Origin of the sequence: Sutcliffiella sp. FSL R7-0096, from assembly GCF_038595065.1 — a bacterium.
In the GTDB taxonomy this organism is placed as follows: domain Bacteria; phylum Bacillota; class Bacilli; order Bacillales; family Bacillaceae_I; genus Sutcliffiella_A.
Genome location: NZ_CP152003.1, coordinates 1,687,975 through 1,700,682, shown reverse-complemented (window position 1 = coordinate 1,700,682; position 12,708 = coordinate 1,687,975). Strand labels below are relative to the sequence as shown.

At 34.3% G+C, this 12,708-nt stretch carries 21 protein-coding genes; 1 reads left to right on the top strand and 20 read right to left on the bottom strand.

All coding sequences use genetic code 11. The features are described from left to right. Positions 1-6: 6 nt before the first annotated feature. The 17 genes from MKY77_RS08685 to MKY77_RS08605 all read right to left on the bottom strand — a co-directional run bounded on the left by MKY77_RS08685 (position 7) and on the right by MKY77_RS08605 (position 9,309). Positions 7-591, bottom strand: a complete 585-nt coding sequence (locus MKY77_RS08685) for a hypothetical protein (RefSeq protein WP_339145450.1) — start codon at positions 589-591, stop codon at positions 7-9. A 16-nt stretch (positions 592-607) separates the two neighbouring features. Continuing rightward, positions 608-973, bottom strand: a complete 366-nt coding sequence (locus MKY77_RS08680; protein WP_339145449.1) for a hypothetical protein — start codon at positions 971-973, stop codon at positions 608-610. Between the two features lie 9 nt (positions 974-982). Beyond that, on the bottom strand, positions 983-1,411 hold the full coding sequence (locus MKY77_RS08675) for a hypothetical protein (RefSeq protein WP_342515698.1): 429 nt from the start codon (positions 1,409-1,411) through the stop codon (positions 983-985). 20 nt (positions 1,412-1,431) lie between these two features. Then, complete coding sequence (locus tag MKY77_RS08670) at positions 1,432-1,743, bottom strand: hypothetical protein (protein ID WP_339145447.1); 312 nt, start codon at positions 1,741-1,743, stop codon at positions 1,432-1,434. Next, on the bottom strand, positions 1,733-2,014 hold the full coding sequence (locus tag MKY77_RS08665; RefSeq protein WP_339145446.1) for a head-tail connector protein: 282 nt from the start codon (positions 2,012-2,014) through the stop codon (positions 1,733-1,735). Before MKY77_RS08665 ends, MKY77_RS08670 begins: the two co-directional genes overlap by 11 nt. Continuing rightward, positions 2,007-2,267 carry a hypothetical protein gene (locus MKY77_RS08660; RefSeq protein ID WP_339145445.1) on the bottom strand — a complete coding sequence of 87 codons (261 nt, stop codon included), beginning with the start codon at positions 2,265-2,267 and terminating at the stop codon, positions 2,007-2,009. The genes MKY77_RS08665 and MKY77_RS08660 overlap by 8 nt, the downstream gene beginning before the upstream one ends. A gap of 15 nt (positions 2,268-2,282) precedes the next feature. Next, a complete protein-coding gene (locus tag MKY77_RS08655) occupies positions 2,283-3,434 on the bottom strand; it encodes a phage major capsid protein (RefSeq protein ID WP_339145444.1) in 1,152 nt (383 codons plus the stop codon). A gap of 19 nt (positions 3,435-3,453) precedes the next feature. Then, a complete protein-coding gene (locus MKY77_RS08650) occupies positions 3,454-4,059 on the bottom strand; it encodes an HK97 family phage prohead protease (RefSeq protein WP_339145443.1) in 606 nt (201 codons plus the stop codon). Then, a complete protein-coding gene (locus tag MKY77_RS08645; RefSeq protein WP_339145442.1) occupies positions 4,001-5,269 on the bottom strand; it encodes a phage portal protein in 1,269 nt (422 codons plus the stop codon). Before MKY77_RS08645 ends, MKY77_RS08650 begins: the two co-directional genes overlap by 59 nt. Positions 5,270-5,283: 14 nt before the next feature. Further along, a complete protein-coding gene (locus MKY77_RS08640) occupies positions 5,284-6,951 on the bottom strand; it encodes a terminase TerL endonuclease subunit (protein WP_339145441.1) in 1,668 nt (555 codons plus the stop codon). Next, positions 6,948-7,319: a hypothetical protein gene (locus MKY77_RS08635; protein WP_339145440.1), complete on the bottom strand. Its 372-nt coding sequence runs from the start codon at positions 7,317-7,319 to the stop codon at positions 6,948-6,950. Before MKY77_RS08635 ends, MKY77_RS08640 begins: the two co-directional genes overlap by 4 nt. 94 nt (positions 7,320-7,413) lie before the next feature. Further along, positions 7,414-7,731, bottom strand: coding sequence for an HNH endonuclease signature motif containing protein (locus tag MKY77_RS08630; protein WP_339145439.1), 318 nt, complete (start codon positions 7,729-7,731; stop codon positions 7,414-7,416). 3 nt (positions 7,732-7,734) lie between these two features. Continuing rightward, positions 7,735-8,007, bottom strand: a complete 273-nt coding sequence (locus tag MKY77_RS08625) for a hypothetical protein (protein ID WP_339145438.1) — start codon at positions 8,005-8,007, stop codon at positions 7,735-7,737. Continuing rightward, a complete protein-coding gene (locus MKY77_RS08620) occupies positions 8,004-8,246 on the bottom strand; it encodes a hypothetical protein (RefSeq protein WP_342515697.1) in 243 nt (80 codons plus the stop codon). The genes MKY77_RS08625 and MKY77_RS08620 overlap by 4 nt, the downstream gene beginning before the upstream one ends. A gap of 19 nt (positions 8,247-8,265) precedes the next feature. After that, entirely contained in the window at positions 8,266-8,694 is a 429-nt protein-coding gene (locus MKY77_RS08615; RefSeq protein WP_339145436.1) for a hypothetical protein, read from the bottom strand. A 72-nt stretch (positions 8,695-8,766) separates the two neighbouring features. Next, positions 8,767-8,982 carry a hypothetical protein gene (locus tag MKY77_RS08610; RefSeq protein WP_339145435.1) on the bottom strand — a complete coding sequence of 72 codons (216 nt, stop codon included), beginning with the start codon at positions 8,980-8,982 and terminating at the stop codon, positions 8,767-8,769. Between the two features lie 126 nt (positions 8,983-9,108). Further along, complete coding sequence (locus MKY77_RS08605) at positions 9,109-9,309, bottom strand: hypothetical protein (protein WP_339145434.1); 201 nt, start codon at positions 9,307-9,309, stop codon at positions 9,109-9,111. A 97-nt stretch (positions 9,310-9,406) separates the two neighbouring features. On the opposite strand from MKY77_RS08605, the gene MKY77_RS08600 reads away from it, so the two are divergent. Next, positions 9,407-9,673, top strand: a complete 267-nt coding sequence (locus MKY77_RS08600) for a hypothetical protein (protein WP_339145433.1) — start codon at positions 9,407-9,409, stop codon at positions 9,671-9,673. 99 nt (positions 9,674-9,772) lie between these two features. Here the strand turns inward: MKY77_RS08600 and MKY77_RS08595 are convergent, their stop codons facing one another. The 3 genes from MKY77_RS08595 to MKY77_RS08585 form a co-directional block, all read right to left on the bottom strand. Continuing rightward, positions 9,773-10,348, bottom strand: coding sequence for a hypothetical protein (locus MKY77_RS08595; RefSeq protein WP_342515696.1), 576 nt, complete (start codon positions 10,346-10,348; stop codon positions 9,773-9,775). Between the two features lie 81 nt (positions 10,349-10,429). Beyond that, positions 10,430-10,615 carry a hypothetical protein gene (locus MKY77_RS08590; protein ID WP_339145431.1) on the bottom strand — a complete coding sequence of 62 codons (186 nt, stop codon included), beginning with the start codon at positions 10,613-10,615 and terminating at the stop codon, positions 10,430-10,432. A 147-nt stretch (positions 10,616-10,762) separates the two neighbouring features. Next, positions 10,763-12,160 carry a hypothetical protein gene (locus tag MKY77_RS08585; RefSeq protein WP_339145430.1) on the bottom strand — a complete coding sequence of 466 codons (1,398 nt, stop codon included), beginning with the start codon at positions 12,158-12,160 and terminating at the stop codon, positions 10,763-10,765. Positions 12,161-12,708: the final 548 nt, after the last annotated feature.

The window sequence follows — 12,708 nt, the reverse complement described above, 5'->3', positions numbered from 1 at the left end:
TATGTATTAAGCTGCTTTTGGATAATAGATAGCAAATGGTGGTTCGTCTAATTTGTTAGCATCAAAATGCCCTTCAAATTCAAGTGTGATAACTGACTCACTTTTATCTTCAGTAGTAAGCGTTAGACCATTGCTATTTAAAGCGTTGTATACTTGAATTATCACGGGCTTATCGCTTCCTGATAAAGTTCCTACAAATGTGATATTATCAATGTAATCAGTTAGATTAATAACGTTCTTACCTTTTACAATGTTATAATCTACATTAGTAGTAGAATCAGTCTCACTTGCGGCTAAAGCATCTGCTAATACAGAAGTGGTAACTTCCATAATATTAGCCGTTAGCTTAACTTCCCAAGAGTCGATAACTTGCAACCCTTTCGCCTTACCTCGAACTCCATCAACCTCGATTGATCTAAGCTCAGGAACCGCTGAAAATTCTCCGCCTCCTCGACTAGCACCAAGTAGTTTTCCAGCTTCAACAGCACTATCAAATGTATCATTTTCTACATCGAAGTTTTTGAAGAATGCACCTGCGTGCATCAGTAAATTTTCAGCCGTCTTATTCGTAAACCCCGAAAACATTTTCATTTTATCAATTCCTTTTCTATTTTCTGCTTACATAACGTAATTCAAAAATTAATTTTCTTCTTTTTAGTCTAGTATCCTCATCATTGTCATTTAGCCAGTTGCTTGCATATAGACTGAATGACATATCTTCATCTATGTAATTTGTCTCGTCTAAAGCTTTCCATATTTTCATAGTTAAGCTTTCTAATTCAGTTGTAATCTGCTTGTTATCCCAAATATCTACATCTAAATTAAATACTTGCACATGACCTTGTTTTATCATGTCTGTAAATTTATACACTATGTAAGGATAAACGGCTTTATCATCTGCATCCTGATACGACACTCCATGTCCGGATATTTCCTCTAGCATATCTCCTAGAACTTCCCTTAGTTTATTCAAGTGTTATCTCTACTCCTCACCAATTGGGGATTTAAAACCATCAAAAGGAGCTTCTTCTACCCTTGGATTTTCATCATTTAATGCCGATAAATATTGCGCTTGAATCTTATTAATCTCTGAAATATTTTCAAATACAGTTTCACGCAGAATATTTCGTTTTGGTTGCCCTTTCTGACCCTGATCACCCAATGAAGAATACCAAGAACTATGCTTGTGGCCTACAAGTACATCCAGATCAATCTTTCTAGCCCAAAACTGCATTGTGCTCCACAAACGCTTATTTCCTTTCATGCCTCTTAACTTTTTAAGCTTTTCAAGTACACGCTTCCTTATAAACTTCCCCACATCTCTATTTGCAGCTATAGTAAGTTCTCGCATAGTGTACTCTACAGCATTTACATTACTCTCAAAGATAACTCCATCTTTCTTAATCTTCATCTTTGTGTTTGGTAAAGGCACTATTGACCACTTCCCTTATTTACTAAACCTTGACAAATTAGTTCAGTAATCCTTCTGTCTTTCTCAAAGACTCGAATAACTTTGTAATGTTTATTGTTATATCTGATCTCTTGTTCGCCATTGTATTCAATCGCTAGTACTTCAAACGAAAGCTCTGGACGCAAGCCTGTTGCCATACTCTGATAATGTTCAGACATTCTTATAGACTTTTTATTAACATATACTTGGTGATATTCAGGAATATCTATAGCATCACGTGTACTACTTTTGCTACTGGTATAAGTGATTAATTCGAGCACATCACTCCACACGATAATCACCTGTAAGAGAAAGATGTTGTTTTAACATGGCGTATGATTTCTGCAGCCTGTCAAAATCAGGATTGTCGAAGCCGTAGTTGGCCTTGCAGTATATTGTAATGGCACGTTTAATTAGTGGGTCTTTATCTGATGAAGCCTTTTCCTGTGAAATACCTGAAATCATTAGATCAAGCCTTGCTGCTTCTATTAAGTCGATAATTTCCGTATCAAAAGCAGTGTTTGATTGACTTATTCTTAAAGCAGTTTTAATATCATTAAGCATTTAAATCACTCCACTTCATAAATGCTTTAGTTTTACCTCTTACCTTTTCACCATTTGGCAACACATAATATCCTGCTCCAACATGTACTGGCTCTTTAACTTCCGCTTTTGGAAGGTTTTTATCCTCAAGAAAACCTCTCTCAATTAAATAAGAAACACGCTCAAAATCCTGAGACTCGAACGTGTTTCCAATAGAATAATGCTTCCTTGTAAACTTGTCTTGAAATGCTCTAACTACTTGAAGTTTTAGCATTCTAATCAACTCCTATTATGCTACAGGAGCTTTCTTCACACGCAAGAAACCATTGTGTGCAGCTACGTTACCACCAACAAATACAGAACCTTTATGAGCAATCATACCTTGCTTAAATTTAAAGTCTGTAGAACGTTGAATGTCTGTAGGAGAGAATGTAGCTAACTCATAGTTAGAAAGTGGCCCGTAAGCCATAGCAAATTCACCTTCTGCAGCTTGAGCAAGTGGTTTACAAGCAGAGTTTATGATGTAAGGAACTCCATCAATTGTACCTGTATTACCTTGAGATTTAACATCATAAACTTTTTTGTCGTTGCCATCACGTAACATAGCAAATGCTTTTACGTCAGACTTGCTTAGAATTAATACAGCAGCATCTTCTACATCTTCATTTCCACCAAAGGAGAAAATAATATTGTCAAGAGTGTCAGCATTAACAGCAGATACTTCTAAATCTGTTGCTGGTTCAATTGCAGTTGCATTTGCAGAGAAAATACCAACAAGTTGGTTTGTTCCACCAGTACCTACTAAGATTTCACGAGTGATTTTCTTACGAAGTGCTTTACCAACTCCATTAACTACAAGAGAATCATAGTCAGCTGCAGGAAGTTTTACTGTTTCTTCAGACTCTTCACTGTAAGCAGTAATTTTAGCTTTACCAATTGTAGCGTAACCAAATTGAACATCAGACTCATTGTAATCTGCGCCCTCAACAGTATAGCCACCTTCACCATGACCTTTTTCGTATGCACGCTCATAGCTTTCTCCACCATTTAAAGGAACGTGTTTAACACGATCAACTAGTGTAGAAACTTGATTGAATGTACCTTTAATATCAGATGCAGTATGCTTAGGAAGAACAAGATCACCACTTGCTACTGTAACTGCACGTTGCTCCTTAAGTTGCTCACCACGTTTTGTACGTACTTCTTGCTCAGTCGGTTGCTTGTCAACAGTTGCTACAGGTTTTGCGATATTACGTGCTTCAATTTCACCAGTATTTAATCCTTCAGTTACCTTTTGTTTCATTTGAATTCCTCTTTTCTCAGTAGATAGTTGATCAATTTCATTGTTTAGTGCGTCTAAATCTGCACCTTCAGCGTCAATTTCTGTTTGGATAGCTGACATTCTAGTTTCAATTTCTTGTAATCTGGATTTTAAGTTCATAATTAATAAGCTCCTCTTTTTAATAGTTTAGTTTTAATTTTAGTTTCAATTTCTTTCGCAATTCAGCATTCTCCAACGCTTTCTGCTCCTTCTCTCTCTCCAGTTCAAAGAAACTCCTTGCTGAAATTGAAGTGGTATCATAAGCTGGAATCTCCACCGCAGCTACATCCCATAATTTTTTGATGCGTGTAATGGTACGCATTCTTGTTCCTCTGTCATAAGTCTCACCTTCGTTTTCATAGTCGATGGTGAAAGCAAACGACATTTTGTCAATATCTCCACGCTTAATTAAGGTGTATAAATCTTTACCTTCTTGGGTTGGAGCAATATTTGCCCTAATAAAAAGACCTTTCTCATCAATTGTCAGAGAAAGAGTCTTATTTCGTGTTCTGGCTAATACCAGTCGATTATCTGAATGATTGTATTTAAAAGGTACATCACTTAAATCAGCATTGTCTAAAGCATTAGCTGAAATTTGCTCATAATACTTAACACCGTCATATTCATACAAAACGGTTGGATCATTAAATGTTAAAGCATATCCTTCAACAATCATATCTTCATTTTCATTCTCCTGAATCGCCCTGACTTCCATCAGTCGATGTTCCTTCTTGACTTGACTCATCCTCATCAACTCCTTTCTGTTTACCTACACCTTGATACTCATTAGCCTTGTCAGCATCAACATAGTTCAAAGACATAAGACGCTTTTCTCCACCTTCAATTGGGGCAAGATTAAATATCTCTAAGCCTTGATTAATAGTTAACATACCGAGTGGCATAAGCGTTTCTACTATTTTTCTTTTGGATTCATTACTTGCATATTGCAATCTGTTAGCTTCAAAAATAATCTCATTCCCATGACCCTTTTCACGATCCGTAAACAACTTAGATGTAAATTCAAGACTCATTTGAATGGCTATAGGCTCAATAACACTTTCATAAAATGCAGCCCATTCTTCTTCAGAATACTGAGACATGACAATGTTTTCATTCACATTGAAATATTTATATACCTTCTTCTCAATGATTGCCATTTGCTTGTCATCGACCATTTTCGGGTCACTCTTGAGATCCATATAGTCAGCACGTTGATCAAGTGCTGCAATACCACCATTATTATTAATACTCATGTAATCTTTAACAAAATCGTCTCTTTGTTGTTTCATGTCCTCTGGACGCAATTGAGAAGTGAACTTCAGTAGACCCCGTAAGAATGCAGATGACTTAACCGCATTAATTATTCCTTCATTTGTTGTATGTATCAATTCTAAAGTTGGCAACAAAGCGTCATTATTTGACTCTCCAAACATATCATTCTCATTATAAAATCTTCTTAAATGAATTACTTCATCATAATGTACAGTTAACATTTGTCCATTTGAGAATCTAAATCTTGCATACAATTCATCTTTATGTTCAAGTAATTCAACATTAGAAAAATTAATAGGATAAAACCCCACTACATTTCCCGTAGCATCTGATTGAATCAAAGTAAATGAGTTATTCTTGGTGTATAGTTGAGTTATGATTTTATAGTAAAAGTCATATGCATTCATGTGTGCGTTTGGTCTTACACTTAAAAGTCTTTCTATGTGACTTTGTTGATGGGCGATTGATCCACTATTTCTTCTCACATGCTTAGGTTTTAGCTTAGCAGCACTACTGGCAATACTATGTATAGTTGACCTTACAATGTCACTCGAATAAGCATTATCACCAAAAGAAGTAAATACAGGAGTGTATCCATTCATTAGCTTGAATTGTGTATAGCTATTAGTTATAGCTTTATCTGCTTTACTAAACATTTTCTGAAAAATACTGCGTTTCTCCAATATCACACCTCCCTTCAAATTAAACTTGAATACTCATCCCATTTGTCTTTGAGTACTATGTATCCACACGCTAAAGAGACAACACCATCAATTCTTTTTCGGCTGTCATTTCCCTTAACTAGTTGAATGTTGCCATTGATATCCGACTTAGTTTCCGCATTACTCAAATTCCACATATCAATTGGATGACCATTATGAATGATTCTTTTACCTGCTAAATCAGCTTTCAATTCCTTCAATGGTTGACTCATAGTAGCTACCCCTTGTCTTATTGGAATCATGCTGTCTTTACCAAACTCAGATTTAAACTCTCTAAGTAAGCTATCATCTATATGCCAAGGGTCATAACCGATGTGAGTAATGTATAGATCATCTTCCTCACGTAATTCTTTAAACCAGTCAAGAAACACTCTCTTGTCTACCTTGTTTCCAGGATAAGTTCTTAACAACCCTTGTCTTTCCCACAACAAATAAGGAACGTTATCACGTTCCCTTCGGTTTCCATCTTGAGTCATTTGGTTTAAAGTTTCTTCTGGCATCCAGTACATTGATTTCAAGTAAATGTTAGGATCATTCGGTCGCATACATAAAGCTTTGGCCGAGTTTAAATCCACAGAATCAGCAGCATCAAATCCACCAATTCCATAGCGAAAACCCATTTTACTAAAGTCGAATTTTGTCTTGTTTTCTATTTCATTCCATGTGAGCCATGCACTTGAGCTATTTTCTTTTAAATTAAAATCTTTCACCATGACAGTAGGCTTAAAGCTTGGATCATCTTTAGCTTTTTGTACCATTTGTCTTAAATAATCTATGCTTTTCACAGAGCCAAGTCCCGGATTCGCTTTAATCCATGATTCTTCTTTGTCCCATTCATCACGGTCATCTAGTTCATAGATAAATGGTAGAAACCTCTTGTTTGTCCCTGAAAGTTTTCCATACAAAAGGTCGGACGCATACTGATATTGTGAATCGAAAATACCTTCTCGAACAAATCCATTTGTAGTAATAGAAAAAAGCAATGGCTGCTGTCTAGCTCCCATTGCTTGTTTTACTAAATCATAAATGTCACGATTTTTAATTGCCGCCAGCTCATCAATGGTTGCACCATGTACATCTAAACCATCTAAACTATTTGTATTACTAGCTAGAGCTTTAATAAAGCCAAAATTCAAAGGAAAATACAAATCATTTGACCTTTTTCGAATATGTTTACTCAATAATGGAGATTGCTGTATCATTTTATGCGCTGCATTAAAACCTAACTTCGCTTGTTCAAGCATCGTAGCAACATTGTATATCTGAGGTGATCCTTCATTATCGTTAATTAGTAAATCAACTTCTACTGCGGCCATTTCTGTAGTTTTTCCGTTTTTTCTCCCTTCGATGATTAATACTTCGTTGTACTGTCGAAGGTCATTATCATCAACCATTCCAAATGTCGCTTGTAATCTAGCTTTTTGAAACAGTTCTAATTTTAAAGGTGTTCCAATTTTTCCGCTTGGCAACTTACAAAACTTTTCAATGAAATCAGTATGTTTACTCGCTATATCATGGTCATAATGAAATTCTTTAGGGTTATAAAAATCATTCATAAGTATTTCAGAAATTCGTTTCATTTTATCACAGGCTACAATTTTCCCATCTAATATACCTGTGAAATACTCTTCAATTTCAATCATTTCTTACCACCAGCCAAGAATTTCAACAGCTCATCTTCTTCTTTTAATTTATTCCCTTTTGGTAATAGGTCGCTAAGTTGTTTAATGATGCTTTGATAGTTTTTGTTCATCGTATTATATAATCGGATAACTGGTCTTTCACGTTCATAAGGCTCTGTCTTTTCAGATTGAGAGAACATTTCTATATAGCCATTTTCATCAATATCTTTTTCATAGTCTTCAAGGGTGATACGCATATATGCAGCCCTCTGAATAAGACCGTCAATTAATGTTTTATTATCTTTTGGTAATTCTTTGTATAACTTCTTTAGTTTTCGTTCCTCTTTTAAAATACGTTCTTCTTTCAATATCCCATCAGATTTCTGCATATATTTCACCTCGAATTTTATGTATTTTGGGTAGGGGTGTCTGCAACATTTACACGCATAAAAATTAAACTTCCCCTACGGTCCTGAGATAGTTCTATTTAAAAATCAGACCCGGAGGGATTACTTGCACCAGTTCACCATTCTCATCGAACATTACATCTTCTCTTGTTGGTTCATACTTTCCAAATGTTTTTCGATTATGACATGGAGTACAAAGATACTGTAGGTTTTCATGATTCAATGTGATATTAGGATCATTAATGTTATCAGGTGTTATCTCTTCTATGTGGTCACATATATAACCAGCTTCGCCGCAGTGCTCACACATACCAAACACAGTAGATATATAACTCTCTCTACATTTCAACCACTGTTTACTTCTATAGAACTTCTTAGCATATTGCTTAGCCATACACTAATCCACAAACACCTTACTGTACCCATAAAGCATAGTATTGAGTCTTTCTGCAAGGTAGTTGTTGTTCTCAATCATACCTTTAAGATGTTCTTCATCCTCATCCCATACCTTATAAAACCCTTGTATATCATCAAGATTAAACATAGCTACTAATCTGGCATTATCGTTGTAAAAAGACAGTCTATTCTTATCCTCATCAATTTGGGGTAGATAAGCATTCTCTACCATTAACTCTGTACCGTTGTTTAAAATAATTTCAAATGTTTTCATCTCTTCATCTCCCGTTCAATAAACCTTGCAACAATCTCTACAATTTCACCTGTAGAATTTTGTACAAACCACATTGCCTGTTCTTTATTCATTTTTCCTTTACTAACTAATAGCTCTGCTAACTCTTTCCAAAAAGCAATTGTATTATCGTATTTTCCAGATGTGAGATTTTCAAAGAATGTTGTAACTTTAACGTCTAAATCATTAAAATTTCCCATCGATACCACTTCTCCCTTCAAAATAAAAAAAGAACAACCATTAATGATTGTCCTTCTTCTCAACAGATTCCAAAAGTTCTCTGAAATATAATGCTTTTGATTTATTCAATTTAGCTTTGGCTATAATTGGTATTAACATTACAAAAATTGCTAAAGATAAAAGCAATACTAATACACTACCTATGTAACTTCCCTCTGGTAAGATATTCGAATAGGAAGCAATAATTAATAATATTAGTGGTATAATCAGTGGTGCAGATTTAGGAACATCATTATTTTCCTCAATATTTTTCAATCTTGCAATACCTATAGTTACCACGTCTTTTGGAACTTTCTTAAGTGTATTATAGTTATTTCTTATATTAGTATTACTTGAATCTTTTGACGGTAAGAATTCAACTCGAATGAACTCTAATAAATCTTTGTCAGAACTTTGAGTAATATGCCTATTAATTTCTTTCAACTTCATTCATACACCCCCGACAATATATATCGGAAGCTTTAACAGAATGTAAATAAAAACAGCCCCGAAGGACTGTACTCATTTGTTATATTCAATAAATTGTTCTTCTGCTATTCCTAAAAGTTCAGCGGAAAATTTTTCTTTACTACTTATAGAAATTTCATTGTACTTTTTCTCAAATTCTTCTTTGGTAATTAAACCTTTTTCTTCTAAGATACTTATCAATGCAGTAAGTTTAACTCTTTCATCAACAACGTTATATGCAATTTTTGCTAGAACGCTTGCTTCGCTCATAATCTCATAACCTCCATTTTGTTATAAGACAATCCTACCACAAACATTTGTTCTTGGATATAAATTACATAGACAAAGTTTTCGACATAACAAAACAGCCCCCAAAAGGACTGCTTCAATGACAATTTAACTATATTTTATTGTTTTGTGTAATAAAATTTCTACAGATTCAATATCACTAAATTTTAATTTTTGGTTATGAAAATCAAAGTCTCTATTTTCTTTTACACCTTCATCTAACCATCTTAGTAAATTTCCATCTTCAATATTTACTTGATTTGAGTTAATTTCGTATTCAATATTCTTAAATTTAAATACAAATACCACATTCCTCACCTCCTCAAATTACTAAATTCTCCATTAAAAGAGGATTCCCTCTAATTTTGTAGAATAATGTAAAAAGATAGAAAGTGAGGTGATAAAAATGGCAGAACAAGTAAAAGTAAAAGTTGATCCGACTCCAATTCAACGCAATAAGCATGATGTTGCAATGGAATTATTGAATTTGCATATTAGAGCAGAGAAAATGAAAAAAGTGACTGATATTGAAACACTTTACGCAAGATACTTTGCTCTGGCTACTTATTGTGAATCTACGGATATCGTTAAACTACAAAGCCTATTGTCCGATTCCCTAAAAGATAAAGTAGGACACCTTGAAAATGTAGACTTAAGTGACCTTAGATTCTAAAGAAAAATACGGATGAAGCCCATTAGTTGTTGTACCTGGGTGATTCATCCGTATTTATTATGTATTAATATTTGTCCACTTAAGGGTTGTTTTATATTATTACTCTCCAAATACCTGATCATAAAGTTTCCCGTATGTAATTCCATTAACAATATTCCACATAGTACGATATCCTCTATCATGATCATCACACATCATCCAGATAAATGTACTTAATTTATTATCTTCATCTTTCTGCCACTCTTTAAGCTGTTCATAGATATCCAAAACAACCTCATCATCTAATCGCTCACCTTTACCCATTTTCGCACGAGTAGAATCACGATATTGACCTTTTCGGCTGGACATCAAAAGATTATTGATTCCGTTATTCCATTTCTCTTCTTCATTAGGATAATGATCAACTTCTATTTTACCTCTACAGAATTGTTCAATTGGTAATCCGAAATAAGAACAGGCAACAATTCTATGCGTCCCATAGCCACTGGATACTCCATCATCATCAGTAATACGATTATAGACATATCCATTGCTATTTGGTGTAGTAGTCATGAATCGACCACTCTTTTTTGACCAGACACGGCCATTAATTGTATCAACCAAATAATTACTAAACGTTCTTTTCTCCGAATAAATCGGTGTTAAATATACCCCATCTACCTTCATTTTCCCCATCTTCTCCTCTGTTCTCTATTTTGATAAAACAAAAAGACGATTCCGCATAATCGCAGAACCGCCTTAATACCCCTATATAACCTATCCATTTATTAATTTATTTATCTTTTGTTCTAACTCAAATGATGGCTTTATCGACTTCTTTAAAACTCTGCTTATTACAGGTTGAGACACATCTAATCTTCTCCCCAGTTCAGTCTGGTTCAACCTATTTAAAGCCTGATATATAGCCAATTTTTCAACTAAATCTAATTTTTCATAGCACATAATCTATTCCCCTTAAATAAAAAAATAGAACAGAAATTAATCTGTTCAACAGGGAGAAGTGTAGAGGATTAACCCCTACACTTCTATTAAAGACTTGTATTCTATTTCTTTACAAATTGGTGTAAAATATGGTATATTAGTATAATTTTATGCTAACTTTTTTCTATTCTGTTCCGCAGCAGCTAAACACTTTTTACATGTTGATTTGAACATGGTTTTATTACGTGTATCTATGCCAAAATTCTCTAAGGAAGCAAACTTTTCAGTCTCACATTTGTTACATTTAATCTTTATCGTGCCAATTGTTTTGTTATGATATGTACTTGCTATTAAGCCAGAAATCTTATTCTCTATGATATCAATGATCTGACCTTTACTCTTCTTCAAGTTATGTATTTCATTTATGTATTTCGTTAAAACTTTATATGGATTGACTGTGCAAGCCTGATTATAGATGGTTAATTCATTATGTCGATCTAACAACAGGTCTAGAATATCTTTTTCCAACTCACTGAACTCAATCTCTCCCAAAACTTCATCCAGCTTATTTAATATTCCAAATACACTACTGTCAATCTTATCTTTGTAATCATTATGTAGTATGTAATAAATCGGTAAGTATTCTTTATTCTTCTGGTCATAGTCAATCTTCAACAGTCCGGCAACATGCTTCTTTTCACTTAGGTTAAACTCAGCTCCAATCTCATCATCATAATCTATCCATGACTGAGGTTGAATTGTCTTCTTCACTCTAACAGTCTGTTTCACGTTCTTTAATATAGTATGTAAACTGTAACCCATATCGTTATAATGCTTCCTGATGTCATATAAGCGTTTCTGAGGTGTGAATAAATGTTCTTCTTGCTCAAACTGTTCTATCCACTTATTTTGTATTTCTAAGCGTTCCTGTGATGTATATTCCTCTATATCAAATCCATATTGTAATCCAATCTCTTTCCAAGCATCAAAATTCTCTTTAAGTTCTGGATGAGTTTCTAAATTGTCTAATACTTGCTGCTTACGTTGTTTAAGTTTTTCTTTCTCACTAACCTTATGTACTTCTTCTGAGTTAAACTGATCCACTTTATCACTATGTATTGCATATCCTTTTCTTACTTCTGTTGGAGTTCCATTGTTTGAGAATTCATCAATAAAACTTGAATTGAATCCAATAATCTTCTTATTTTCTCTGTCTTTTCTTCCTCTTGCTATCTCATACCTTGACCACACTGAATTATCATTTAATTCCTCATTCTTACCTTCAAAACTCTCCCATTTACCCAGTAAGTAATCAGCTATATTTGATAACCCAATTGAGTGATACTGTTCTTCTGTACGCTTATGTTTGCTTTTAGGATTAATTTGAAACTTAAATTGCTCACTTGAAAAGAAATCCTTAATGCTTGCTAAATCTGATTGCTCATCTTCTGTAACTGGTGATTCTAACAACTGACTAATCAACTCTAAACGCTCACTAACTTCTAAATCCTTTTGCCCATTAAGTTTTGCCTGAATATTTGTTAACCCTTCTTGATACAATTTCATTATTAATACATCCCCTGTTCATTTGTTTTTCCTCTCCCTTTTGAATTTCTAATTTCCTATGAAATGTGAACCTCTATCCTCCTTAATTTGATCACCAGCTCCCCAACTGGTGTACCTTTATCATAACACTAAAACACGAACGTTGTCAATATCAAAAACAATAAATACGACCGAAACACGAACATTTTAGTATATAATCACACTTAATATTAACCTTTAGAGATATAGACGATTCCCCTTGAGGGGACGGACTCACGAACGTTAGTGAGTTAGTCCTAGGGGTGAATGTTTTATAATAAATTAAAACCGTGGGGTGCTACCCAGTCATTTTCCATTCCGTTCCTACGTCACTTCATAAAAAATGCCTCAGTCGCTGCACCACCCCACACCCCTCCCAGCGAGAATATTAATCTACTTTTCTATTTTTACCCCCCTTTTTGGGTGACAAGCTCTTTATAGAGGTTCACACCCATTTAAGGGGGTACGAATATTATTTATCTACTAATTTCATAACTTTCCAAGCAGATTTGTATTTTACTTTTTTAGCA